This window comes from Paenibacillus sp. N22P23, from assembly GCF_059383735.1.
In genome coordinates this window covers 346958-372549 of record NZ_JBXENT010000004.1, presented here as the reverse complement: position 1 = coordinate 372549, position 25592 = coordinate 346958, and the positions used below count along the sequence as shown (strand labels likewise).

Below are 25592 nucleotides of genomic sequence, written 5' to 3'. Positions count from 1 at the left end.
TAAGAGTGACCATCCATGAGAAGGAGCCGATTCAAGATGCGCAAACCATTAACCGCAGCCCATACGGGCTGCGGCATTCATCCGGATAACACGTTAGCTTCGTTCTTCGAGGCGATGGAGAGCGGTGCCCAAATCGCAGAAGTAGACGTACATGTAACGCTTGGAGGTACGGCAGTACTGCTGCATGATCATTCGCCGGCTCTGCAGAAATATTCCTATGAGGAATTGAATGCTCCTGAAGTGAGGAAATTACTCTCGCCTGCTTATATCGAGCATGAAATAGCGACACTGGAGCAGATTCTACGACTATCAGAGTCCCGCGCTTTGCTGCTCAATTTAGATTTGAAATCAACCGACGCCATTGATCCGACAGCTAAGCTGATTTATCAGTTCGCTGCACAGAAACGCGTCTTTATTACGGGGGCGTCAGATTCGATGGCCGCGAAGTACCCGGATATTAGAGTGATGTACAACACACCTGATCGTTGGACCGAAGGGAACGGCGAGCGCTATGTCGAGTTTGCGGATTCCGTATGCCGGAAAGCGCAAATAGGCGGCTATGCCGGCCTGAACATGGAGCGCTCGACTTGCCGCCAAGAAGTGGTAGATCGTGCCCATGCCGCAGGACTTCTCGTTTGGGTATACACGGTGAACGATCCCCAAGAGATGAGACGGCTGATTGGAATTGGGGTAGATGCCATCACCACGAGACAGCCAAGCCGACTGTTAAGTATTCATGAAGAGTAGAAAAACGTATAGCCAGAGATGAAATTAGTTGCTATAATGAAACCAGTGGCAACGCTTACTTTCCGTTTTATAGGAAAGTAAATTTTTTAGCCGTTTCTGGTATCGATACCAGAATTTCATTTCTCCGAAAAGAAGGTGATTCCCGACTCATGGCCAATGTCTCGTCGACTTCGCAAGTGAAGCTGAGAAAACCCAAAGCTGCTTTGTGGAAAAACATTATGCTGCATCGGTACTTGTATTTCATGCTGCTGCCTTGTCTCGCGTTCTTCATCGTTTTTTCGTATATTCCGATGGGCGGCCTGTTGTTAGCCTTTAAGGAATATAAGTTCAACAAAGGCATACTCGGAAGCCCTTGGATCGGTTTTGACTACTTTGTCACCTTCTTCAACTCTTACCAAAGCAAGAGTTTAATCCAAAACACTCTTATTATCAGCAGTATGAAGCTGTTTCTGTACTTGCCTTTCCCGATCGTGCTGGCCCTTATGTTCAATGAAGTTCGCAACAAATGGTTCAAGAACGTGTCGCAAAGCGTGCTCTATCTGCCTCACTTCCTGTCATGGGTCGTAGTTGTCGGCTTGATTCAGCGGATTCTCGCGCCGGACACCGGCTTACTCAATCAATTCATTGCCAATGTGGGCGGCGACGGAAGTATCTTCTATATGATGGACCCTAAGTACTTCTATCAAATCATGTTCGGCAGCCACCTGTGGAAGTCGATCGGCTGGGATTCAATCATTTATATGGCAGCGATATCAGGAGTAAACCCCGATATGTATGAAGCGGCGAAGATCGATGGTGCCGGTAAGCTTCGGGAGATCTGGAACATTACACTGCCGTCTATCATGCCGACTGTCGTTATTCTGTTCATCTTATCGCTTGGAAACATATTATCCGCCGGATTCGATCAGCTTTACTTGCTTCGAACGCCGGGAAACATGCAGCTTTCCGATATATTAGATACCTATATCATTCGTGTCGGCTTACAAGGCGGTCAATATGGATATGCAACCGCAGTTGGCTTACTGCAAGGCGTTATAGGCTTAATTCTGGTCGTACTGGCTAATCGGCTGTCCCGCAAAGTATCAGATACCTCACTATGGTAGCGCTACCATGGCAAGCGTTACGCTCTGATGGTGAAACCGTCAACCGACGTATTCATAAAAAAATTGAATTAAAGGGGAAAAACGCATGAGCAGAAAATGGACGAAGTTTTTAGCGATTCCTGTTATGGTTTCCATGCTACTCGCAGGTTGTTCCAACAATAACGGCAACAACACTAGCAATGAACCTGCTGCAAACAGCAATACCGCTTCAGACAGCAATGCCACTGCTACAAATGCACCTGAAGGAAAGCCGGCGACCTGGATTGCGGACCGTACGATTAAAGGCCTCGTATTCATGGGAACCGACGATTATACCGAAGATATGAACCCTGAAATCAAAGCGCAAATTAAAGAGAAAACCGGTATTGATTTCGAAATCGAAATCATGAAAGCCGAGCACTCCATTGACGGATTGATTGCGGGGCTTGCGGCGAACGATCTGCCGGATTTCGTTGCTTTCTACCTCAATAACAGCGGTCGTCCGGAAATGCCTGTCGTTCTCAAAGCAGCTCGCGAAGGCATGTTCACCGATCTGACTCCTTTCTTCAAGGATTCGAAGGTGTACAGCAAGTATTTGCAGGATGATTACCTGCCCATGGATACGCAATTCGGTGTTATGTTCCGTCCGGAGTTTAACGGTTCTACATATTTCACGCACATGAACATTCAACGCGAAGGCGGTCAAGTTTCGTGGAAAGGCGTTGGAGGTCCATACATCCGTAAAGACATCGTAGATGCGCTTGGAATTGATCCACGTACAATCACATCGACAGATCAGCTCTATGATTTGGCCAAGAAGATCAAAGCAGGTGACTTTAAAGATAAGAATGGCGGTCCGGTTACGCCAATCGGCCCATCCTACTGGGGCGGTAAAGAAGTCGGAGCCTTGTTTAACGATCTGGAATGGGGCGCAGATGACCAGCGTATCAAGCAAACGAAAGACGGTAAAATTTTGCACGAAGCGCAAACCGAATTTGCTCTGAAGAAAGTAGATTATGTTCAGAAGCTGATCAAAGAGAAATTAATTCATCCGGAGTTCTTCACGATTGACGAGAGCCGTGCAACGGAAGGCGCATTAAACGGTTCATGGGCGATTATCGCCGATACGCACAGCTACCAAGAATATAACCAAGATATGCATTATGTTCCGCTTGGTCCAATTAACCAAGTAGACGGTCCTTATCAAATGCAAATTTCCTATAAGTCCGGTTACTCCGCTTGGGCGATTCCGACTACGACCGAGAAGCCTGAAGACGTTGTAAAATTCGCTGATTTCCTTGCTAGCCGCGAAGGCAAGCTGCTGTGGAAATACGGAATTGAAGGCCGTGACTACACACTGGACGACAAAGGCAACCCGCTCGTGAAACAAGAAGTCGTAGATTTGAAAGCGAAAGATCCGAACGAAGCGAAAAAGCTTGGCTTTGGCGGCGTAGGCAACAACTGGGGAGATATCCTCGGCAGCACGGACAATGATAATCTGGTGGATTTCGGCGAAGCCAACTATGGCGATAACGCAAGCTCAGGCCTGTTCCCGGCTGTAGAGCAAATCGCAACGTACTGGAACTTCGATGAGAAGGTGAAGAACGGCGTTGTATCGGATGCGTACCAGCCGAATTCGTTCATCGGGGAGTTCAGTAATGGCACGGAATTGAAAACCGCTCTCGATAACTACAACGACAGCTTAATCCAAGCGTATTACAGCAAAAGTCATGATGAAGCGAAGAAGATTCTGGACAATGCCCTGAAGCAAATGGAAGCTTCCGGCTTGGACGACTACTTGAAGCTTCTTGCTGAGAAGAATGCGGATCCAAAAACAAAGGTAAAGCTATAGCATTTGCCAGCAGCAAATGATGACCAGATGGTTAGGCGGTTTTATCCGCAGCCCGGATAAAACCGCCTTTCTATTATCGTTTCGGAGTGCGGTTTCTTCGAGGTGTAGAAGGAGGGAAGACAGTGAACGAATTTTATAAGATCAGCCTAGGTGAACGAGTGTTCCGAGTCATCAATTATATTCTGATTGTCCTCTTGTGTTTGTCTATCATTCTTCCTTTCCTGAACATATTTGCGCTAGCATTTAACCCGGGCAAAGACGCGGAAAGAGGCGGTATTTTCTTCTGGCCTCGCATCTGGTCCTTCGAGAACTTCCTGAAAGTATTTGAAGCCTCCAATATCGCTTCCGCTTTCGGAATTTCGATCTTCCGTACCGTGGTCGGCACCGTCTCCAGCGTGTTTATGACGGCTATGGCCGCCTATGCGTTAAAGAGCAAAACACTGCCCGGCGGGAAGTTTTTCATGATGCTCATTTTCTTTACGATGCTGTTTGGCGGAGGCATCATCCCTTACTACATGCTGCTCAAATCGATTCATTTAACGAACAACATCTGGGTTTATGTCATTCCAAGCTTATACAGCGCATGGAATTTGATCATTATTCGAACCTTCTTCCAGCAAATTCACCCGAGCTTAGAGGAATCGGCGCGAATTGACGGATACAACGACTTTGCAATCTTTATGCGCATTATTATGCCGCTCAGCCGGCCTGTTATTGCCGTTATTGGTTTGTTCAACGCCGTAGGGCATTGGAATGATTGGTTTACCGGTGCATTCTTCGTTCGCAAAGCCAGCCTGCGCCCCTTATCGACATTACTTCAGGAAATGCTGACAAGCGCCGAAGCGATGCGCGATACGCTGAATCAGGCCGCGGGAACGACCAAATACGAGCTGCTCGACAAAATTCAAATTACGGGCAATTCACTGAAGATGGCGACAATTATCGTAGTCGTGGCTCCGATTATAATCATCTATCCTTTCGTGCAGCGTTATTTTGCCAAAGGCATTATGATCGGTTCAATGAAAGAATAGCGGGAGAGAGGGAGAAATCGCAAATGAAGATCTTGAATAGCTACACGCAAACGGGCAAGTGGTGGAGAGGCAGCTTTCACAACCATACGACGAACAGCGATGGCTGGTTCCCGCTGGAAACGGTCTATAAGATGTATGGCGGCTACGATTTTCTTGGCATTTCCGATCATGACAAAATTACGAAGCACGAAGGTGCGCGCAGTATCCCCACTGTGTTTGATGCCATTGAAGTGAGCAGCCGCCAGACGCATATGCTGCTCGTTAATCCTCCGCTTTCGATGCTTGATCAGTACAGCAACGAATTCACGATCGAGAATTATCAGCGGTTGACCGATATGGCGGTCGATAACGGCGGGTTTGCCGTTCTTGTCCATCCGAACCGTTTTTTCTCCAATTATTGGACCTTGGAAGATATGATGAAGCTCGAGCGCTATATCGGCATTGAAGTGTACAACGGCGATGGCAATCCGGAATACGATATCGCATTTGATAAATGGGATGCCTTATTGTCCAGCGGACGCAAGGTGTGGGGCTTTGGTAACGATGATTCGCATGTATACGGGCAAGAGAAGCGAGCTTGGAATATGGTTCAGGCAGAAGAAAATACGAATGAAGCGATTACGCAAGCGATCAAGAACGGCAATTTCTACGTATCTACGGGATATGGATTCGATGCTATTCGCACGGAAGGCCATACGATTGAGATCGATCTCCGTTCGAACGAGCTGCTGGATAAAATGTATAAGTACGTCACGTTCTTCGGTAAAGACGGACGAGTGCTGCAGGAAACGACCGGAAGAATCAGCCATGCCAAGTACGAATGTAAAGGCGATGAAGGGTATGTACGCATTGCGGCCTATTTGGAAGGCGGTTATGGCGCATTCTCCCAGCCTTTATTTGTCGAAACTAGTAAATAATGCTCAGAAACGAAAAGGAATTTGTTTCTTGAACGGCGAACTGTTTTCAAATTGAATCTATAGTAAGAGGGTGAGTAATGTGCAGCCAAAAATTAAAGACGTGGCGCGCCTGGCGGGCGTTTCGGTAACGACCGTTTCCCGTGTGTTGAACGGCGAGAAATATGTCAAAGACGATCTCAAGCACAAAGTGAATCTTGCTATCGAGGAATTGGGATATGCCCCTAGCCATATTGCCCGTAGTTTGGTGCGTAACAAAACGAACCTGATCGGTGTAATCGTACCTGATATTACCTCCAGCTTCTATGCGACTATTCTGAGCAGCATCGAAGAAGCAGCAAGCGCAAACGACTACAATTTGCTGGTGTGCAACATCAGCGAGGATATTGATAAGGAATATAAATATTTGAACGTCTTCCAAGAGATGCGGGTTGAAGGCATCATTATTATGCATGAGAAGATCAATGAGGACATTCGCAATCTCATTCATAAGATGAAGATTCCGGTTATTTTCTCCAGTGTTAAACCGATGGATCAACAATTCGTATCTGTCATTGTCGACGATTACAAGGCAGCCTTTGATGCAACGACTTATTTGATCGAGCTTGGGCATGAGGAAATCGGTTTTATCGGCGGCGACATGCGAGATATCACGTCAGGGCAGAACCGGTACAGCGGTTATCGGAATGCACTGACGAACAAAGGAATTCGTATCATTCACGAGCATATCCGTTTCGGTGATTACAAAGTGAAGAGCGGCTATGCGCAGATGAAAGAGCTGCTGCGCGTGAGCCAGCGGCCTACGGCGGTATTTGCGGTGAGTGACGATATGGCTGTCGGAGCGATGAACTGTATCCGTGACCATCATCTTCGCGTACCCGAGGATATCTCTGTCATCGGCTTTGATGGCAGCCAGTTAACCGAGCTTACTAGGCCAACGTTAACCTCAATGGAACAACCAATCCATGAAATGGGCAAAGAAACGATGCGGATCCTGCTTAACCAAGTGGAGACCGGTGAGGTACCTAGCGGTGATCTCGTTCTCGAACATCGACTGGTGGCGCGTGAGAGCTGTATATCGCGAAAGAAATAGATGAGCAGAGGCAACCATATCAGGATTAGGGCGGAGATGAAGCAACCTTGAAGAAATACGACGCAATTGTAATTGGGGACGCGAACATCGATTTGGTCGTTGCCGGCTGCGACGAGCTGCCGAAGCCTGGGCAAGAGGTGCTTGTTCAAAACATGACGATTCATGTAGGCGGCGGTGCCGCATTGTTCAGCATGGCTTTGGCGAAGCTTGGCTTGCAGATTGCCTTTAACGGCATACTCGGCGAGGATGGTTTCGGTCAATTTGTACGGGATCATTTGACCCAGCATGGAATAGATACCAGTTACATACGCAGCAGCAGCAGCAACACCGGTATTTCCATAGCCATCAATCCGGAGAAGGATCGTTCCTTCATTACTTATATGGGATCAAATGCGGAGCTGAACATGGGGCTGCTCGATATTGAAAGCGTTGCCTTGGCAAAACATGTGCATTTGACCGGTTATAGAGGAAGAGAGAATCATGCGGAATATATGAAAGTGGTTCGAAGCATTAAGGCGCAAGGCGTGACGACCTCAATCGATGTAGGTTGGGACGATACCGGGGAATGGTTCACGGGCATTTATGAACTGATGAGCGAAGTGAATGTTTTCTTCATGAACGAGGTCGAGGCCCAGCATTACACCGGCTGCTCAAGCGTCAAGGATATCATTGCTAAGTTGTCTGCTTACAGCAATCATTTCGTAGTCAAGCTTGGTTCGGCCGGCGCGGTTACGTCTGTTAACGGACATGCTCAGTTTCGTTCCGGCTTCCATGTACCCGTAGTCGATACGACAGGTGCCGGGGATTCCTTTAACGCCGGTTACATCTACGGGTTTCTTAGCGGGAAGCAGCCGGAGCAATGTTTATTGTACGGCAACGCATGCGGAGCCTTGTCGGTGACGCAATCCGGCGGGAGCACGGGAACGCCGGATCGAACCGCAATGGAACGATTTCTATTCGAGAAGGCCAACTGTACAACGGACATTTGGGAGAGCGCATAATTCGTCCAAGCGAATGGAGGTTACAAGCATTGAAGTTCGAAATTAGCAATGAAACTGGCGCTCAGACCGTGATTGTACCTGTATTTTCGGAGAGCTTGGCGGAGTTAGCTCAAAGCCGGGAAGTGCTGCGAACGGCTTCCCTATTGCCGTATATGAGTGCCAGACACGCGATAACATGGTTTTATGGCGGTAACCACGGTCAGGCTGATCTCTTGTTAGTTGGTCTGGGCGATGTGGACAAGTTTAAGCTGGCTTTCTTACGCGAGGCTGCAGGGAATGCGGGACGCGCGTTAATGAAAGAAAAGCGGGATTGCGCGGCTGTTTCCTTTGATGCGCTGGATCGTGCCGGTATCTCCTCCGAAGACAGCCTGTCTGCCTATATGGAGGCTTGGGTAGAGGGTTCGCTGCTGGGTACTTATGTATTCGATAAGTATAAATTGAAGCGGGCTGAGCAACATGCGGATATCAAGGTACATCTGTTAGGCGACTTATCGGCGGAGCGGACGGAAGCGATTCGTCTGGGACAGCTCAGGGCGGAGAGTACGATGTGGGCGCGGGATTTGACGAACGAGCCTCCAAACTACCTGCGTCCCCGCAATCTGGCAGATCGAACGGTAGAGCGGTTTGCCGGCACCAAGGCGACGGTTTCGGTTTATGAAGGCGATGAGCTCGAGCGCCGCGGATTTGCCGGATTAGCGGCAGTGGGGAAAGGAAGCATTCATCCGCCTGTGTTTATCGAGCTTCGCTATTGCACTGACGAGACGAAGCCGCTTGTTGCTTTAATCGGTAAAGGCATTACATTCGATACCGGCGGCATCAGCCTGAAACGAGACAATGACATCAGCGACATGCGCATGGATATGGCAGGGGCAGCTGGTGTGCTCGGTGCTCTCGATATGATCGTGCGCGCGGAGCATGCTGCCAATCTTGTTGTGCTTGTACCATCGGCGGAGAACAGTCCATCCGATCGTTCGATGCTGCCAGGCGAAGTCATTCGGTATGCGAATGGGATCACCGTGCAAGTCGGCAATACCGATTCGGAAGGCAGACTTATTCTGGCGGATGCCTTGGTTTATGCACATCAGCTCGGCGTGGAGAAGGTCATCGATATGGCGACGCTGACGTATTCGGTCGTTGGCGCGCTTGGTACTGCGGTCGCAGGTGCTTTTGGAGAAAACGAGCTTGTACAAGCGTTGAAGACTGCAGGTGAGCCCTTTGACGAGAACATCTGGCAGTTGCCGATTATTGACGAGTATGAAGGCTACTTGTCCAGTGACTATGCGGACACGTCTAATATTAGCAGCGGGAATGGCGGAGGAGCCATTATGGCGGCGTTATTTTTGCGGAAATTTGTGCATCCGACGCTCACGTGGGCTCATATTGATATGAACGGACCGAAGGACTGCTCTTCAGCCAAAGGTCAGCTCGCTGTTGGTGCGACAGGCTGGGGAGCTCGTTTATTGGCAGCATACGTAATGACTTTATAGCCCAGAGAGGAGATCTTCCATGGCACGAAATCGACTTCGCTTCCGATCAAACGGTACATTTTCAATCCTGCAATTTACCGATATGCATATTCAAGATGGGGGCGAGAAGGATGCCCGAACGCTTGCGCTTGTAGAGCAAATGATTACGGATCAGAAGCCGGATTTAATCGTCATTACCGGTGATGTGATTGCAAGCTATGATGTCGACGATCAAGAAGGAGCGTTCCGCCGTGCCATTTCCGGTATCGTGAATTCCGGCGTTCCGTTTGCCGTCATTTATGGCAATCATGATTCGGAGAAAGGGATTACGCGTCAGCGATTGAACCAGATCCTGCAGGAGTACGACAATAACCTGTCCGTCGATGGACCTGAGGACATTCATGGCATTGGCAATTATGTGCTTACCGTCGGAGGTTCTGCTAACGACGAAGCGGATGCGGCCGTCCTGTATTTCTTCGATTCAGGCGACTACGCACCGGAAACCATTGGCGGTTACGCATGGATTCAGCCGGATCAAGTGGAGTGGTATCGGCATGAATCGATGGAGCTGAAGGCGAAGAACGACAATCGCATACTGCCAGCGCTCGCATTCTTCCATATTCCGATTCCGGAATATGAGCAAGTATGCCATCATGGCACGATACAAGGAATCAAGGGCGAGGGAGTCTGCTGCCCGAAACTGAACAGCGGCTTATTCACGGCTATGCTGGAGATGGGCGATGTGATGGGAACCTTCGCCGGACATGATCACGATAACGATTATGTCGGTCAATTATATGGCATTCAGTTATGTTACGGACGCGTCACGGGGTACAACACCTATGGCAAGCTTGAACGCGGCGCGCGAGTTATTACATTAATAGAAGGTTCGCACGAGTTCGAAACTTCCGTCCGATTGAACAATCAATAGCGGCGCAACATGAAAAGGGGCTGTCCCAAAAGTCATCGATGATGACGAAGGGATGGCCTCTTTTCTCTTAAAAGTAATTGGTTTTACCGCATTCACTGCGCAGTCGAATGTTCTTCCTATCGCTGTTGTTCCTGGATTCCCCTGAATGTATAGGGCCATTCCTTGTTAAATGCTGGTAGCGCCCCAGGGTTGTTCATTACCGTGATTGTTGTTTATAATGCAACATTCGCTGAATTTTGTGGCTGGAAAGTCGGAAATTCTGCGCAAAGTGCAACATTTTAGCTCGAAACGGCCCTGAGATGATCGTAAGCTCAGCAGATATTGACTTTTGAGCAACATTTGCTGAGCTTCTTGATTTGGCATGACTACTATTATGCTTTCTGTGCAATATTTGGATAATGGACAACAGTAAAATTGTCAACTGGGCGTACCTTGCTGAGGAGGACAGTTGGGTTTGTCCGGCGGGTAAGCGACTGAGCTTCCGACGAGAAAGTAAAGAACAGACCGAGAGTGGCAATAAGATCCGTCATCATCAATACCGAAAGCAGCGGTTGACCGCAAACGAGAAATGGCGTCACAGCTATGAGAGCTGTGACGCCATTTTATCGGTTTCAAGGACATATAAGGCTTTAATATCTTATTGAAGAATCCATCATTTTGGGACAGCCCCATTCTTATATTTCACCGGAATGAAACGCGCTGCGCCACCAAGTGGACGGCGATAGCTGTTTCACCTTGTTAGGCTACGATCTCGCTGACGGCTGCACCTTGCTGCAGCTGGTACATGGCATAATATTTGCCGCCATGCTCCATCAGCTCGTCGTGGTTGCCGCGTTCCACGATGCGGCCGCGATCGAGCACGAGGATCTGGTCCGCAGCACGGATCGTCGACAGACGGTGAGCGATGACGAAGGTTGTACGTCCCCGTTTGAGTACGTCTAGCGCCTGCTGAATAATCGCTTCCGTTTCGGTGTCGATGCTCGCCGTTGCTTCATCGAGAATAAGGATCGCCGGATCGAATGCCAGCGCTCTTGCGAAGGAGATGAGTTGGCGCTGGCCCGCTGAGAGCGTGCTGCCTTTCTCAATCACCGGCTCATCGAGTCCGCCTGGCAGCTGCATGAACATGTCATACGCGCCAACATCGCGAAGCGATTGTTCCACTTTCTCACGCGTAATCGTCGAATCGTCCAAGCTGACGTTCGAGGCGATTGTACCGGTGAAGAGGAAAGGCTCCTGCAGTACGATGCCCATATGCTGACGAAGCTGCTGTTTCGCCATCTCGCGCACATCGGTACCGTCCACCGTGATTGTGCCGCGGTCAATATCATAGAAGCGGAAGAGCAGGTTCAGAATCGAGCTCTTGCCCGATCCTGTATGACCAACAAGCGCAACGGTTTCACCTTGTTTGGCCGAGAAGTTGATGTTCTTCAGCACGTCTTCGCCTTCTTTGTAGCCGAACGAAACGTTATTGAATGCAACATGGCCCTTATAGCGCTCCAAACGCTGCTCCGACACGGGAATGCCGGGCTCATCGAGAAGGGAGAATACCCGCTCAGCCGATACGCGCGCAACCTCCAGGTTGGACAATTGATTGACCATACCGACGATCGGGGTCATCATCCGGTTCATATAATCGATGAACGCGTAGAGGACGCCGACCGATACCGCTGCTCCCAACCAGCCGCCTGCAAACATCCATACCACGGAGATGAAAATGATATTACGGAAGATCGTAAGCAAATTGTGGCTCGTAAACGAGTTCAAATAAAGCAGCTTGTTCTGGTATTTAAAATATTCGTCGTTCATTTCATGGAACTCCGCCATCGTTTGTTTCTCCCGGCGGAACACCTGGATAATCGGCATCCCTTGAATGGACTCGTTGATCATGCCGTTAATATCGCTCAAGCGCGAGCGAATGACATGATTGTAGCTGGATGCATACTTGCGATAGATGACAATCCACACGTAGAGAATTGGCAGCAAAGGCAGCGCGATCAGTGCGAGCTTCGCATCGAGCACGAACAGCGCTCCCATAATCGCGGTCATATAAATAATGCCGGAGAAGAAGTTCGCCAGTACCGATACATACAGCTCGCGAATCGCTTCCGTGTCATTCGTTACCCGTGCGACGACCTTACCTGCCGGTAGATTGTCAAAATACTGAACCGGCAGCTCCTGAATATGCCGGAACACATCGTTACGCATCTTGCGCACAATCCGGTTTGCGGATACTTGGAGCAAATACTTCTGTCCGTAAGCTAGCAGCGCCCCGACCAGCAGCAAGCCGACATAACCCCCCGCAAGCGTGATCATACTCTTTATTTCCGGCTTGTAGAAGCCATAGGTTTCATTTCTGCTCATCTGCACCGAAGGGAATTGCAGCGTGCTGCCATCCTTCGCCGTGACGGTCAGCTGACCGTCCTTAAATGAGTGCACTCCAGTGTGCGGAACATCGGCTGCATCTACAAAATAATACGTAAGACCGGACTGTAGCACATGCACCTCGCGGCCTTTCACTTCGCCTTCCGCCCAGTGGTCAGCTCTCTTGTACCAGCTGTCCTTATAAGGGACGGCATAACGCCCGTCTTGCTTGCTTTCATACCACGGTTTCTCGATACCCATAATGTTCGTATCGATCATTCGTTTGGCAAGGAATGGCCCCACTAGCTCGACGGAGATGGCCAGAGCCAGCAACAGTAGTGCAAGCAGGATGGGCCTTTTATAATGCCAGGCATATTGAAACAATCGTTTTCCGTTGTTACCCATGTTAGTTGTCACCTTCATTTCATTTATCCTAGTATGCGTACAATCGCGCCGGCAGTCGATTATTCTTCCACGAGGGAAGCGAGCTGCTGCCGATCATACTGCTCTTTATACCAGCCATTGTTCTGAATTAGCTGATCATGTGTACCTTCTTCTGTGATGCGGCCCTCATCCAGCACAAGTATCCAATCCGCGTGCTGCACGGCCGACAGCCGGTGCGTCGTAATGAGCGTTGTTTTGCCAGCGCGTTCTCTTCGAATGCCTTCTAGGATTTCCGTCTCTGTCTTGGCATCTACAGCCGATAGAGCATCATCCAGCATGAGAATTTCCGGATTGGCAATGACGGCTCTCGCAATGCTGACCCGCTGCTTCTGTCCGCCTGAGAGCGCAACGCCTTTCTCGCCGACCAGTGTTTCGAGGCCATCCGGTAAGAAAGTGACGTCTTTGCGAAAAGCAGCCAGCTCCAGCGCTTTGCCAAGCAGCTCGTCGTCCATCGTGACGCCGGAGGTGCCGTAAGCGATGTTCTCGCGAATGGTCTTACTGAACAGGATCGGCTGCTGCGGTACATAACCGATCCAGCTGCGGATTTGATCGAGCTCAATCTCCGTAATGGAGACGTCGCCTGCTTTCAAGCTGCCTTGGCCCATCGGATATTCGCGAAGCAATTGCTTGAGAAGCGTCGTCTTACCGCTTCCCGTTCTGCCGACGATCCCGAGCGTCTCGCCTCTGCGCAGCTTAAAGGAAATATCGACCAGATTGTCGATCGTCGAGGAGGGATAACGGAACGTCAATTGATCATATTCAATCGACTCCGGCACCGTCATTGCTACCGGCGACAGCGCATCCTTCACGTTTGGTTTGATACCGAGCGTCTCATTGATACGATCGAGCGAGGCATTACCGCGCTGCATAATGTTAATCAGTTCCCCAATGGCAAACATCGGCCAGATGAGCATCCCGAGGAACATGTTGAACGATACCATTTCCCCAAGCGATATTTCACCGCGGAAGACGAGCACGCCGCCATAGCAGAGACCGATTAAGTAACTGATTCCGACTAGGATCTTGAGTGCCGGCTCGAATAAAGCGTCGATTCGCGCAACCGCAATGTTCTTACTGAACACTTCATCCGTCATATCGCTAAACCGTTTCCGGTCTGCTTCTTCTTGAACGAAAGCGCGAATGACCCGAACGCCTGAAACGGACTCCAGCACCTGATCGTTCAAGTTACCGAAGGCATCTTGCTGCACCATGAACCGCTCATGAATTTTTTTGCCGAAATGCTGCATCACCAGTGCCAGAAGCGGAAGCGGCAGCATCGCCGCAAGGGTCAGCTTCCAGCTAATCATGACGGCCATAACGAAGAGAATCGTCGTCATGAACACGGTGGAATCAATCAGCGTCAGAATACCAAAACCTGCCGTAGTCGATACGGCGCCGAGATCATTCGTTGCCCGGGCCATCAAGTCCCCGGTACGGTTACGCTCGTAGAACGTAGGCGTCATCTTGAGCAGATGCCGCATCAGTTTGGAACGGAGCGTGCGTTCCAGCATGAAGGAAGACCCGAACAGCAGGGACCACCATACACAAGTGATGAGATAGATCGCGACCGTGAGACCGGCCCAGAACAGCAGAAGTTCTGTTAGCTTCCCCGTCGTCATCGTACCTTGCCCGATGCTGTCGACGGCATAACCTATTAATTTCGGAGGCGTAACCTCCATAATGCCAACGATTGTCAGCAGAACGCCTGCAACCGTGTAGCGTTTCCAGTGCATTTTGAAAAACCAGCTAAGCTTCTTAAGTACAGCAAACACGTAGATCAACAACCTTTCTAAACTTCTGAGGAACAAAAAAAGGCATACCGCCGTAAGCGATACGCCTGAACTCGTTTGGGCAGAGACAGTTTGAGAACTGCTTCCACCTGGACCGAGTGCAAATAAAAAAGGCGCACGATTACGTCACCGCAACCATGCACCTTCTAACGTCATTTAGCGAGAATCTGCCATTCTCCGCTTCTTAACGCCGGTTTGCGCGAGGGTTACGTCCATTTTGATTGTAAGCTCCGCCTGCAGGCAGAAATGATGCAGCCATATGTCGGTTCAACATATCCGTAACCCTCCTTTCCGTTCTTCAAAGTATATGTGTGTACTTTATCATCGTGCCCTCGGAGCTGTCAACGGGGGATTTTGAACGCGTGCGCTTATTATTTTCTTGTTAAGAACCAGCAACACACTAAATTTACAGATTATGTTATTCTAGAAGCGATGCCTCTATTAAACTGAAGGTTGGTGTTCGCATGGCCATTGGAAGCCGTATCGCAATGTATCCGAGGGTGATTCGTGACGTGCTTGTTAATCCGGGAATCGGATTTGTAACGTTTCAGCGCTTTAACGGAGATCAGCTTAATCCGGGGACTAGGCATTGGACAGAAGGACAGCCGATTGAATATCAGAACTATAGCGGGAGCTTGGAAAATGCAGATTATCCGATGACATCGCTGGCCTATTATCGCGTGTATTGGAAGTACCTTGAGCCCGAAGAGGGCGAATATCGCTGGGATCTGATCGACACTGCGCTGTCAGTGGCGCGCGAACGTAAACAGACACTTCAACTGCGTATTGCTCCTTATGGGGTAGGGGAAACAGAGGACGTGCCGGCATGGTTTCGCGCCAAAGTTGGCAATAGCAGCAGACCGCTGCCGGATGCTAAGTGGCAGGTGGACCCTGAGAATCCACTGTATGTGAAACATTTTGGCGGTTTTATACGACTAATGGGTGAACGGTATAATGGTCATCCGGATTTGGAGACGGTGGATCTGTCCATTGTCAGTGCATGGGGGGAAGGCGAATCCTCTCACCTACTGTCCGAGCAAACGCGTGCGGCTCTAGTAAACTCGTATACGGACACGTTCCTAGACACGCCTTTAGTGATGCTGTTAACAGATCCCTATACGAATCAATATGGCCTGACGAAGGCGAATGTGGGCTATCGAATGGATTGCCTTGGCGATATGACGGTTGGCGCGGCTCATATGCTGGATTGTTATCCGCAGCAGATCATTCAATGCGGGATGCAGCATGCTTGGATGAAAGGCCATATTTCCTTCGAATCATGCGGGGTTATGTATTCCTGGTTCCACCGCGGTGTCGATATCGACTACGTGATCGATCAATCGCTGAAATGGCATATGTCCTCCTTCAATCCCAAATCATCCCCGATTCCACGAGAATGGGAGAGTCAGGTGAATCGCTGGCTGCGGTCGATGGGCTACCGCTTCGCACTGCGCAAGTGGACGTATCCTGATGTCGTCAAGCCCGGTGGCAGGCTCGATTTCACCTCCTGGTGGGAAAATCTTGGCGTTGCGCCGATCTATCGAAAGTTTTCTCTGGCGGTGCGACTTGTAAATGAGCGCAGTCGCAAGGTTTATCTGACAGACGCCGACATTCGGAAATGGCTGCCCGGCGACATTACCTGTGAGCGATCACTCGACATTCCGCCGGATATGCCCTTAGGTCATTACCGACTGGAAGTCGCGCTTGTCGACAGGCTTACCGGCGAGCCGGCGGTTCGTCTAGCATCCGAAGGAAGACAACCGGATGGCTGGTACGCGGCAGGAACTGTTCATGTCCAAACCGAGCTCGATCCGCCTCCTTCGCCGCTTGGCGAGATTGTGGTGTCACCGTGGCAATGAGTTTATTTCATTACTTCGATAAGCGGCAAGGGCCATTTCGCAACTTATCCAGTCTGCCGATCGAACAAGCGGAAGCGCTTCAGAGGCAGCTCGTGCGAGAAGGCAAAGGTTTTGCAAGCCGGCGTTCAGCGGATTATTTGGTGATTCGCAGAGAGTTGGAAGCAACAGCAAGGACGATGTTCATAGCCAAAGGCGGCAAGCCGCAGCAGCCTTATCCGCATTATATGACACTAGGCGAATGCAGCTGGATAAAGGAATGGTTTGAAGAAGGATGCTCGCTCCAGATCCCATTAGATGAGTTTGAGGCGGATTCGATCAGCTTCACCTATGGTGATTTGTTCCCTACGATGAGATATAACGACGACAGAGCTTATAGAAAACAGGTCTATACGAGAAAAGAGATAGCGCCTATCATTGAAGAATATGGGTTCCCACAGCAGTGGAACGCAGATGGTGCGTGTGGACCGGAACGATATATTGAGGTTCAAATCTGGGACGAGCACGTTATTGGGAGATATAAGAGATAGGTAGCATTATTCAGGATGATTCACGGTCGCACTCCCCATCTCAGATCTTCAGCCCTATTAGAAAGCATGATAACGGAGATGTCCTCGTTCGTGATATGATGGAATTCAACGAATTCTATCTCGCTCTATGTCATTCAGAGATATAAGTAATAGAGGAGATTAATCGAGGTGTTTATGTTGATTCACTTTCCACCGATAACGACAGATAGATTGAATTTGAGAGAGTTGACGCTAGGCGATGCGGAAGAGGTGTTCAGACACTTCTCAGACCCGGAAGTCACTGCTTTTATGGATATCGAGCCATGTCAGTCAATTGAAGAAGCTGAGGAAATAATTCAGTTTCATATGGAGGACAGCGGTTGCAGATATGGATTGTTCAGCAAGGATACAGGTTTGATGATCGGCACCTGCGGTTACCATTGCTGGGTAAGGGATGAGGGAGTTCAATCTCGAGCAGAGATTGGCTTTGATTTAGCTAGAGCTTATTGGGGTCAAGGCTATATGAAGGAAGTGCTTCAACCGATGCTCCGATTTGGATTTGACGTGATGAAGCTCGATTACATGGAGGCCACTGTTGAGGAAGCGAATGTGAGATGCCAGCGGTTGCTGGAGGCTTGCCAGTTTGTGAGAGAAGAGGAACTGCGAGATCGTCTTATATACTATAAGCTCATCAAGGAATCTATGGAGGGTTAAAACGCCTCGAGATAGCGTTGTTGAAACTAATTTGTTCTAACGAACCGTGAGGGGATTATTGTGTGGCAATGGGGCGATAATGGGCAATTTGATACGAAATAGCGCCTACAGGGTTCGTTAGAATTTTAAATCCGTTTATTTTGCTGGAATAAGGCCTCTACGGTTCGTTAGAGTGAATCCTATGCCTAATCACATCGGAAGAAGTTGTCATCTTCAGTTGGAAGGAGAACGCAATGAGCAGGAAATGGATTCAAGGGCTTATGGTTGTTTCGGCGCTATCCGGATTGGTTTGGTTAGGCGGACTGGGATGGACGCTGCAGCATTATTTTACAGGGACTTCAGGTACAGCACCTGCCCCGGTTCCAACCGTAGAGGAAGCGCCGCCGCCTATTCCCGATGATGGAAAGTTCCGTGTCGTAGCTTTAGGTGACTCGCTGACACGCGGAACTGGCGATCCGGATGGAAAAGGTTATGTTGGATATATGGTGGACGAGCTGAAGCAGAAGGCGACGGATCAGGAGATTCTCGTGAAAAACTACGGTGTGGACGGTATGCGAACTCCTGAATTGGCTGCATCTCTTGCGAAGTCAGCAACGCGCAGTGAGTTGAAGGCGGCAGATGTCATCGTCATCAGTATCGGCGGCAACGATCTGTTCAGGGGCGGTGAAACACTTGGAAACTTGGATCAGGCGAACATCCTTACGATACAAGAAGACTATTTATCTCAATTGGACGGTGTTCTAAAAGAAGTTCGAACGCTCAATCCTGCCGCCAAGCTGTTCCTGATCGGTCTTTACAATCCATTCATCGCGATGAAGGATACGCAGACTACAACTAAGATCGTGCGGGACTGGAACTATAAAGCGGCGGAAACAGCGGATACGTATTCAGACACGGTGCTCGTGCCAACTTCGGACTTGTTCCAGTTGAAGGTTCAGGATTATCTGGCGCGGGACCAATTTCATCCGAACGCGAAAGGTTACCGACTCATAGGAGAGAGGGTCGCTTCGCTGATCACATGGGAGGAGGAGCGCAAATGACCGGCAAGGCGGCGGAAACGGCAGCTCAAGAAGAGATTACGTTGTCGGTACAAGGGCTCCGGAAGGTGATCGGCAAGCGGGAGATCATTAAAGGGCTCGACTTCGACCTGAAGCGAGGCGAAGTTTTCGGTTTCCTCGGGCCGAATGGTGCAGGCAAGACGACGACGATCCGAATGCTCGTCGGTCTGATAAAACCGACAGCCGGAACCATCCGGATATGCGGCTATGACCTGCATCGGCAGTTCCCGGAGGCAGCGGGAAACATGGGCTGTATTGTGGAGAACCCGGAGCTGTACAGCTTCTTGAGCGGATGGGGGAATTTGCAATATTTTGCTCGGATGATGCAAGGTATCGATGAGGCGAGATTGGATGAGGTAGTCCAATTAGTCGGCCTGTCGGCGCGTATTCATGACAAAGTAAAAACCTATTCGCTCGGCATGCGGCAGCGGCTCGGGATCGCTCAAGCGCTGCTCGGCCGGCCGAAGCTGCTGATTCTTGACGAGCCAACTAACGGTCTGGATCCGTCGGGCATTCGCGAGATGCGCGAGTTCATTCGCTATCTGGCTGAACAAGAAGGGCTCACGGTGCTCGTGTCCAGCCATCTATTGAGCGAGATTCAGCTGATGTGCGACCGGGTTGCGATAATCTCGAAGGGGAGTGTCATCCGAATTGATACGGTAGACAACCTACTGGCTCAGCAGGAAAGGATCAGTTGGCGGCTGACACCGATGGCGAAAGGCGAAGAGATACTCCGAAAATTAGCCGGTTCAGCTGAAGTAAAAGGAGAGCTTGTGATAACGCCTTACAACGAGCGAGAGATCGGAAACTGGAACCAAGCGCTTGTTGCGTCCGGCGTGAACGTGACAGAGATGAGCCGCAGACTGCCTTCTCTTGAGGATCTATTCCTAGAGCTGACGGGAGGCGAGAGCATTGGTTAACCTCATTTACAACGAACTGGTGAAGCTTACCGGCAAACGCAGGCTGCTCGTCGTAGCGCTCATCATTGCGATTCTGATCTCGCTGTTCACTTATGCCCAGTACCAGCAGGCGTTGGAGAATCTCAAGCGCTTCGGAGACGTTGACTGGCGCACTGCGATGGAGCAGCGGATTTCCGGGTGGGAGGCTCGGCTTGCAAGCGGCAGCGGTCGCGGTGACGAAGGCGAGCTGGCGCTGCGCATTGAGCAGCAGCGATACTACTTGGAGCAGAACGTTAACCCATCCGAGCCAGGCGCGCCGACCTTCGTTCGCGGTGTTGTCGATAACGGTATTTCGCTGTTGCTGCCGCTTATGATAATGATTGTCGCGGCGGACCTGGTCTCATCCGAATACAGCTCGGGCACGATTAAGGTGCTGCTCACGCGGTCGGTGAGGCGATGGCGCATTCTACTCAGCAAATATATAGCATTAGTATTATCCGTTTCGATCATTATTACGTTGTTCGGACTGCTGTCGGCGCTCATCTCGGGGATGGTGTTTAGCTTCCAAGGCTGGGATGCTCCGGTGCTGACTGGCTTCGCGGTGACCGGCGGTGGTGAACTGGATACTTCCGCTGTCCGCATCGTGCCTCAGTGGCAGTTCATCTTAATGGAGCTGGGACTCGCATGGTTCGTTTCATTGGTTGTGGCAACGATTACGTTCATGTTGTCCGTCCTTGTTCGAACGACTGCGGCGGTTATGGGAATCATGCTGGCTTGTCTTATAGCAGGTACGATTTTACGGTCGATGGTTGCCTCGTGGGAAACGGCCAAATATTTATTCATGGTCAACCTCGAGCTGATCGATTATTTGGAGGACGCGGACCCTCCTATAGCGGGCATGTCGCTTGGTTTCTCGATGCTCGTGCTGCTCATCTGGGGCATCGGCGCTCTGATCGTGTCTTTCGTTTCGTTTACACGGCGGGACGTGTATTAGCGGCTTCTCTCTAATAGCGCATGGCCACAAACCACTTCTCATTGAAGTGGTTTGTTTTGCATGATCGAAATCGGTCCATTTTTCGTTGATTCGTCCATTAATTGAGCCCTTTAAATCCGTTATGGTAGTAGAAAACCCGAAATGGAGCTGCATAATGAGCGCGAATCGTTTATTGAATCAATTGGATAGTCCTTTTTTTATTGGATGTAATTATTGGGCATCGCATGCGGGGACGGCTATGTGGTCGGACTGGAGAGCGGACATCGTCGAATCGGATTTGAAGAAGCTTGCAAGCGAAGGCATTGAAGTGCTGCGCGTTTTTCCGCTGTGGCCTGACTTTCAACCGATTGCGAGCACCTATCGTGAGTTTGGGGGCCATTCTTCCTATCGTTTCGGCGAGGAACATTTCCCTGATACCGATGCAGGCCAAGCAGGCGTATCCGAAGTGATGATGCAGCGATTTGAAGCGTTCGCGGCGCTTTCGGAAAAGTACGGCATCAAGCTGATTGTCGGACTGATTACGGGTTGGATGAGTGGAAGGCTGTTCGTTCCGCCTGCGCTTCACGGCAAGTCGATAATAACCGATGCGGATTCCATTCGCTGGCAGGTCAAATTCGTATCTTATTTTGTCTCGCGAATGAAGTCGGATGCTGCCATTATCGCTTGGGACCTTGGCAATGAGTGCAATAGTATGGGGAAAGTTGAAAGCCGGGAGCAGGCTTATGTGTGGACGGCTTCGTTGTCAGGCGCCATCAAACGTGCCGATGCCAGTCGTCCGCTCATCTCCGGCATGCATTGTCTGTTCCCTAAGGGGAATTGGACGATGCAGGACCAAGGGGAACTGACCGATATTTTGACGACGCACCCGTATCCATACTGGACGCCTTATATGGACTATGACCCGATGGACACGATGCGACCGACTCTTCATGCAACGGCCGAAAGCTTGTTTTATGCGGGTATCGGGGGCAAGCCTTGTTTTGCGGAAGAGATGGGAACGATGGGACCTATGGTTTGCTCGGATGAAGTGGCAGTCGCATTTGCTCGGACGAGCATGCTGACCCAGTGGGCACATGGCTTGCATGGCTTGCAGTGGTGGTGCGCGAACGATCAGACGAAATTGATGCATGCGCCTTATGACGAAGTCGCCTGCGAGGGTGAATTAGGTCTGTTAACGGAGGATGGTCGGGTAAAACCTGTACTGACGGAAATGGCTGCATTGAAACGGGATATCGCGGATTTTCCGATTAAGGATCTTCCTCTGAGGCGAATCGAAGCGGTATGCATCTTGAATTCGGATCAAGACCATTGGCCGGTAGCTTACGGAAGCTTCATGCTGTCCAAGCAGGCCGGTTTCGATTTGACATTCCGATTCGAGGATCAGCCTCTGCCAGATGCTAAGCTTTATTTGCTGCCTTCCGTAACCGGCGTTCGGGGAATGCCGAAGCGAAGATGGGAGCAGCTGCTTCGGCGTGTTCAAGAGGGGGCAATTCTGTATGTGTCTGTCGATGACGGCTATATGCTCCAGTTCTCAGAAGTGACCGGACTAACCGTCCAGAACCGGCAGCGGCGGGCACAGGCAGCGCAAGTGAAGATCCTAGGTTCGAAAGAGGATCGGATTTCGCTTCCTTCTTCGTTTCGTTGGACCTTCCGCAGCGATCGGGCGGAAGTGTTGGCGACGGAGGAGGATGGCAACCCGGTACTCACGCGAGCAGCGTATGGCAAAGGAATCGTCTACTTTATGTCTCTGCCAATAGAGCTGGCCATGACGCAAGGGAAGGAAACATGCAGCAAGCCGGAAGAGAACCCTTATTGGAAGGTGTACCATACGATTTCCCGAGAGGCTGTGGGAAGCCGAGTACTAAGCAAGGAGGATCCGCTAGTTGGCATGACGGAGCATCCCGCTGATGACGGCAACCTCGTCGCTGTCTTCGTGAACCACACACCTGAGGAAAAGTCGATCCGAGTGAGAGTTGCAGAGGGGTGGCAGCTCGCAGATTGCTGGCGCGGCCAGGTAGAAGATGCAGGTGAGCACATGACCGTAAATCTCGCTGCCAATGATGGAGCAGTCATTCTCCTGACGCCTCACTAATAATTTATTCTCACTCTTCACAAGCGAACGTATGTTTGCTATTATGTGAATGTGGGTATAATTTCCAAGAAAAAGTGAGGGATTGAGATGGGAAGAGTCATTGGATTCGAACTAAGCAGCCAAGAGCCGGAGAAAGCAGCAGCATTTTATGCAAATGTTTTTGGGTGGCAGGTAGCTGAACCTCAATGGGATTATTGGAACGTTACTACCGGCGCCTCAGAGAAACCGGGAATTGATGGCGGTATTGGCAAGGGCCCGGCTGATCACCCGCACGGTACGCGTATTCAGATTGAAGTAGATGCAATTGACGAATCCATTGCGAAAGCGAGAGATAACGGTGCAGTCATTGTTCGTGATAAAATGGAATTCGACGATTTCTATCTCGCTTATCTGGTTGATCCAGTCGGTTTGGGAATTGGTCTCATTCAGAAGAAATAAAGAAATGGTGGGCTTCGGATGCAAGGGATTGAATTATGCCGACGTTTCTATGAGGAAATCGTCCAACCACAGCTAGCTGCATTCTCATCCATAGACTATTCGGCGGCCCTCATCGGTCCCGGCAGTGAAGTTCTTGGTTTCGATACGGAGATGTCGCAGGATCATGATTGGGGTCCGCGAACGATCATCTTTCTTCACGATGCAGACGTGGAATTGACTGAGCGTCTTCGCACCTTTATCGTCGATAAATTGCCGGAGACGTTCTACGGTTTTCCGGTTGAAGCGGAGAAGACCGTAGTGACGACAATCGAGCACTATACTTGGCAATGTCTGTCTTGTGACTTTAGTGAGCCGCTGGATCCGATTGACTGGCTTACCTTCTCTTCGCAATCGCTGCTTGAACTGACGAAGGGCGAAGTGTTCCATGATGATCACGGGCAGTTGGCCGCACTTCGCGAACAATTGGAGTTCTACCCGGATGATGTTTGGTTCTTTCTGATGGCTTCCGTGTGGCAGCGTATTGGTCAAGAAGAGCATCTGATGCTTCGAGCAGGTTATGCCGGTGACGAACTGGGATCGGCCCTTATAGCATCAAGGCTTGTTCGAGATGTGATGAATCTATGCTTCCTTATGGAACGCCAGTATGCCCCTTATCCCAAGTGGTTCGGTACAGCCTTTCAGAAGCTGCAATGCGCAGAAAAGATGCTGAGCGACCTATGGAAGGTTCAAACGGCGACAGTTTGGAAAGAGCGGGAGCAAGGACTGAACCGCATTTACAAGCATCTGGCTCTCATGCATAACGAGCTTGGCATCACAGGTGCAGTAACGGATGAGGTGAGCAGCTTCTTTACACGTCCTTTCCTCATCATGAACGGCGGAGAAATTGGCGGACTCCTTGAGAACCGGATTGAAGATGCCAAGCTACGGTGGTTGTCCCGTAATCGGTTGATCGGTAATTTGGATCTCATCACGGACAATACGGATTTCCGGATGCTGAATACGTGGAAGGACGAAGCGGGGAATAGCGCGAGGTCGATCTTAAAGCAGCTTTACATGTTCGGTGAATTAAACAAATAAAAAGCGGCAGCCTTGGACGAGAAATAGCGTCCTTGGCTGCCGTTTTTATGGAATCAGTCATTTCCTTCCGTCACAACAGTTGTTTCAAATGAAGTGCCGGCTCGTAAGGGGTCAACGGTTGGCCGCTCCGAAGCCGCTGCACGAAATCGGGATTGGCCAGCAACGGTTTGCCAAACGCAGCTAGGTCGATGATGCCTGCTCTAATCGCATCTTCAGCAGAACTCGGAGTCAGACCTCCTACACCGATTAAAGCGCCGTTCCAACGATTACGGACGAGCTCGTGCAGCGTTAAACCGCCTGCCACAGGCAAGGAGAACGAATTCGTCGACGGATGGATCGCGCCTAAGCCTGCCTCACGAAAAATGTTGAGATAGGCATCTAGTTCAGCTTCGGGTTCCTGCCACCGGTAGCCGGATTGATCGTCCTTCAGCTCGGAGAAACGGACGATTACGCGATCCATACCGACAACCTCTCCTACGGCCGCGAGTACCTCTTTCATTAACCGAAGGCGGCCCTCTCTATCATTGCCATAACTGTCACTTCGGATATTCGTAACCGGCGATGCGAACTGGTCGATGATATAGCCATGCGCGCCATGGATTTCAACGCCGTCGAACCCTGCTTCCATCGCGTGCTTCGCTGCCTGCTCGTACTGGCGGACAAGCTCCCGGATCTCGTCGATCGTCATGGCCTCCGGCATCGCGAAAGGCTTGCGAAGCTTATGCACGAGCCCTTCCGCCTGCACGGCTGACGGTGCTTGAGGCGCTAGACCGCCGGTCAAGTCGGGATGGGTTAGCCTGCCGACATGCCATAGCTGCGCGATAATCGTACCGCCCTCCTCATGTACGGCCTCCGTTACTTCACGCCAAGCGTTTGCCTGCTCCTTCGTATATAATCCAGGCACGCCAAAGGTACCCTTTCCTCGCGGCGACGGTGTAATGCCTTCCGTAATAATGAGACCGACCCCGTCCTGCGCTCGGCGCCGATAATAAGTGATGACATCCTCTCCGACCGTCCCCGTGAGGTCGTTCGCGAATCCGCGCGTCATCGGCGCCATCGTGATCCGTGTCCGAAGTTTCCAAGGACCGATGTCCGCACCTTGCAATAATTCTTGATTCTCCATGTATGTTGCACTCCCTTAGCTTCATTGTTTTCTATGTATGAATTCTATATAATAATCCCGATTGATCACATGGCAGTTTCAAGACCTTATCAAGCATTTGCTTATAAAATCCATTTATTC

At 50.3% G+C, this 25592-nt stretch carries 21 protein-coding genes; 18 read left to right on the top strand and 3 right to left on the bottom strand.

What is annotated here, in order from left to right:
• Positions 1 to 36 precede the first annotated feature (36 nt).
• The 9 genes from AC506A_RS19750 to AC506A_RS19710 all read left to right on the top strand — a co-directional run bounded on the left by AC506A_RS19750 (position 37) and on the right by AC506A_RS19710 (position 10117).
• A complete protein-coding gene (locus AC506A_RS19750) occupies positions 37 to 747 on the top strand; it encodes a glycerophosphodiester phosphodiesterase (protein WP_495462716.1) in 711 nt (236 codons plus the stop codon).
• Between the two features lie 149 nt (positions 748 to 896).
• Positions 897 to 1850 (top strand): ABC transporter permease, encoded by a 954-nt coding sequence (locus AC506A_RS19745; RefSeq protein WP_495462715.1) that lies wholly within the window; start codon positions 897 to 899, stop codon positions 1848 to 1850.
• A gap of 85 nt (positions 1851 to 1935) precedes the next feature.
• Entirely contained in the window at positions 1936 to 3681 is a 1746-nt protein-coding gene (locus AC506A_RS19740; RefSeq protein ID WP_495462714.1) for an extracellular solute-binding protein, read from the top strand.
• A 122-nt stretch (positions 3682 to 3803) separates the two neighbouring features.
• Positions 3804 to 4712, top strand: coding sequence for a carbohydrate ABC transporter permease (locus AC506A_RS19735; protein WP_495462713.1), 909 nt, complete (start codon positions 3804 to 3806; stop codon positions 4710 to 4712).
• Positions 4713 to 4735: 23 nt separating this feature from the next.
• On the top strand, positions 4736 to 5629 hold the full coding sequence (locus AC506A_RS19730) for a CehA/McbA family metallohydrolase (RefSeq protein ID WP_495462712.1): 894 nt from the start codon (positions 4736 to 4738) through the stop codon (positions 5627 to 5629).
• 79 nt (positions 5630 to 5708) lie between these two features.
• Positions 5709 to 6719, top strand: a complete 1011-nt coding sequence (locus AC506A_RS19725; protein ID WP_495462711.1) for a LacI family DNA-binding transcriptional regulator — start codon at positions 5709 to 5711, stop codon at positions 6717 to 6719.
• A gap of 47 nt (positions 6720 to 6766) precedes the next feature.
• Positions 6767 to 7720: a carbohydrate kinase family protein gene (locus tag AC506A_RS19720; protein WP_495462710.1), complete on the top strand. Its 954-nt coding sequence runs from the start codon at positions 6767 to 6769 to the stop codon at positions 7718 to 7720.
• A gap of 29 nt (positions 7721 to 7749) precedes the next feature.
• A complete protein-coding gene (locus AC506A_RS19715; protein WP_495462709.1) occupies positions 7750 to 9207 on the top strand; it encodes a leucyl aminopeptidase family protein in 1458 nt (485 codons plus the stop codon).
• A gap of 19 nt (positions 9208 to 9226) precedes the next feature.
• Positions 9227 to 10117: a metallophosphoesterase family protein gene (locus AC506A_RS19710; RefSeq protein ID WP_495462708.1), complete on the top strand. Its 891-nt coding sequence runs from the start codon at positions 9227 to 9229 to the stop codon at positions 10115 to 10117.
• A 738-nt stretch (positions 10118 to 10855) separates the two neighbouring features.
• Here AC506A_RS19710 and AC506A_RS19705 read toward each other — a convergent pair.
• Positions 10856 to 12883, bottom strand: coding sequence for an ABC transporter ATP-binding protein (locus tag AC506A_RS19705; protein WP_495462707.1), 2028 nt, complete (start codon positions 12881 to 12883; stop codon positions 10856 to 10858).
• Between the two features lie 59 nt (positions 12884 to 12942).
• A complete protein-coding gene (locus AC506A_RS19700; protein ID WP_495462838.1) occupies positions 12943 to 14694 on the bottom strand; it encodes an ABC transporter ATP-binding protein in 1752 nt (583 codons plus the stop codon).
• Between the two features lie 482 nt (positions 14695 to 15176).
• Between AC506A_RS19700 and AC506A_RS19695 the strand changes: the two genes are divergently transcribed.
• The 9 genes from AC506A_RS19695 (at position 15177) to AC506A_RS19655 (ending at position 24349) form a co-directional block, all read left to right on the top strand.
• On the top strand, positions 15177 to 16571 hold the full coding sequence (locus AC506A_RS19695) for a DUF4832 domain-containing protein (protein WP_495462706.1): 1395 nt from the start codon (positions 15177 to 15179) through the stop codon (positions 16569 to 16571).
• Positions 16568 to 17098 carry a hypothetical protein gene (locus AC506A_RS19690; protein WP_495462705.1) on the top strand — a complete coding sequence of 177 codons (531 nt, stop codon included), beginning with the start codon at positions 16568 to 16570 and terminating at the stop codon, positions 17096 to 17098. The genes AC506A_RS19695 and AC506A_RS19690 overlap by 4 nt, the downstream gene beginning before the upstream one ends.
• Positions 17099 to 17272: 174 nt before the next feature.
• Complete coding sequence (locus tag AC506A_RS19685) at positions 17273 to 17791, top strand: GNAT family N-acetyltransferase (RefSeq protein WP_495462837.1); 519 nt, start codon at positions 17273 to 17275, stop codon at positions 17789 to 17791.
• A gap of 233 nt (positions 17792 to 18024) precedes the next feature.
• Positions 18025 to 18831 carry a GDSL-type esterase/lipase family protein gene (locus tag AC506A_RS19680; RefSeq protein WP_495462704.1) on the top strand — a complete coding sequence of 269 codons (807 nt, stop codon included), beginning with the start codon at positions 18025 to 18027 and terminating at the stop codon, positions 18829 to 18831.
• Positions 18828 to 19769: an ABC transporter ATP-binding protein gene (locus AC506A_RS19675; protein WP_495462703.1), complete on the top strand. Its 942-nt coding sequence runs from the start codon at positions 18828 to 18830 to the stop codon at positions 19767 to 19769. The genes AC506A_RS19680 and AC506A_RS19675 overlap by 4 nt, the downstream gene beginning before the upstream one ends.
• Positions 19762 to 20742 carry an ABC transporter permease gene (locus tag AC506A_RS19670; protein WP_495462702.1) on the top strand — a complete coding sequence of 327 codons (981 nt, stop codon included), beginning with the start codon at positions 19762 to 19764 and terminating at the stop codon, positions 20740 to 20742. The genes AC506A_RS19675 and AC506A_RS19670 overlap by 8 nt, the downstream gene beginning before the upstream one ends.
• Before the next feature lie 154 nt (positions 20743 to 20896).
• Complete coding sequence (locus AC506A_RS19665; RefSeq protein ID WP_495462701.1) at positions 20897 to 22834, top strand: glycoside hydrolase 5 family protein; 1938 nt, start codon at positions 20897 to 20899, stop codon at positions 22832 to 22834.
• An 87-nt stretch (positions 22835 to 22921) separates the two neighbouring features.
• A complete protein-coding gene (locus AC506A_RS19660) occupies positions 22922 to 23272 on the top strand; it encodes a VOC family protein (protein WP_495462700.1) in 351 nt (116 codons plus the stop codon).
• A gap of 18 nt (positions 23273 to 23290) precedes the next feature.
• On the top strand, positions 23291 to 24349 hold the full coding sequence (locus tag AC506A_RS19655; protein ID WP_495462699.1) for a DUF4037 domain-containing protein: 1059 nt from the start codon (positions 23291 to 23293) through the stop codon (positions 24347 to 24349).
• Between the two features lie 70 nt (positions 24350 to 24419).
• On the opposite strand, the gene AC506A_RS19650 is transcribed toward AC506A_RS19655, so the two are convergent.
• A complete protein-coding gene (locus AC506A_RS19650; RefSeq protein ID WP_495462698.1) occupies positions 24420 to 25472 on the bottom strand; it encodes an oxidoreductase in 1053 nt (350 codons plus the stop codon).
• Positions 25473 to 25592: the final 120 nt, after the last annotated feature.

What these genes read in the sequence shown, in the direction of transcription:
- AC506A_RS19675 (WP_495462703.1), top strand. Translation starts at nt 18,828, where the DNA reads ATGACCGGCAAGGCGGCGGAAACGGCAGCTCAAGAAGAGATTACGTTG.
- AC506A_RS19745 (WP_495462715.1), top strand. Translation starts at nt 897, where the DNA reads ATGGCCAATGTCTCGTCGACTTCGCAAGTGAAGCTGAGAAAACCCAAA.
- AC506A_RS19705 (WP_495462707.1), bottom strand. Translation starts at nt 12,883, where the DNA reads ATGGGTAACAACGGAAAACGATTGTTTCAATATGCCTGGCATTATAAA.
- AC506A_RS19750 (WP_495462716.1), top strand. Translation starts at nt 37, where the DNA reads ATGCGCAAACCATTAACCGCAGCCCATACGGGCTGCGGCATTCATCCG.
- AC506A_RS19740 (WP_495462714.1), top strand. Translation starts at nt 1,936, where the DNA reads ATGAGCAGAAAATGGACGAAGTTTTTAGCGATTCCTGTTATGGTTTCC.
- AC506A_RS19695 (WP_495462706.1), top strand. Translation starts at nt 15,177, where the DNA reads ATGGCCATTGGAAGCCGTATCGCAATGTATCCGAGGGTGATTCGTGAC.
- AC506A_RS19710 (WP_495462708.1), top strand. Translation starts at nt 9,227, where the DNA reads ATGGCACGAAATCGACTTCGCTTCCGATCAAACGGTACATTTTCAATC.
- AC506A_RS19685 (WP_495462837.1), top strand. Translation starts at nt 17,273, where the DNA reads ATGTTGATTCACTTTCCACCGATAACGACAGATAGATTGAATTTGAGA.
- AC506A_RS19660 (WP_495462700.1), top strand. Translation starts at nt 22,922, where the DNA reads ATGGGAAGAGTCATTGGATTCGAACTAAGCAGCCAAGAGCCGGAGAAA.
- AC506A_RS19680 (WP_495462704.1), top strand. Translation starts at nt 18,025, where the DNA reads ATGAGCAGGAAATGGATTCAAGGGCTTATGGTTGTTTCGGCGCTATCC.
- AC506A_RS19730 (WP_495462712.1), top strand. Translation starts at nt 4,736, where the DNA reads ATGAAGATCTTGAATAGCTACACGCAAACGGGCAAGTGGTGGAGAGGC.
- AC506A_RS19665 (WP_495462701.1), top strand. Translation starts at nt 20,897, where the DNA reads ATGAGCGCGAATCGTTTATTGAATCAATTGGATAGTCCTTTTTTTATT.
- AC506A_RS19650 (WP_495462698.1), bottom strand. Translation starts at nt 25,472, where the DNA reads ATGGAGAATCAAGAATTATTGCAAGGTGCGGACATCGGTCCTTGGAAA.
- AC506A_RS19655 (WP_495462699.1), top strand. Translation starts at nt 23,291, where the DNA reads ATGCAAGGGATTGAATTATGCCGACGTTTCTATGAGGAAATCGTCCAA.
- AC506A_RS19690 (WP_495462705.1), top strand. Translation starts at nt 16,568, where the DNA reads ATGAGTTTATTTCATTACTTCGATAAGCGGCAAGGGCCATTTCGCAAC.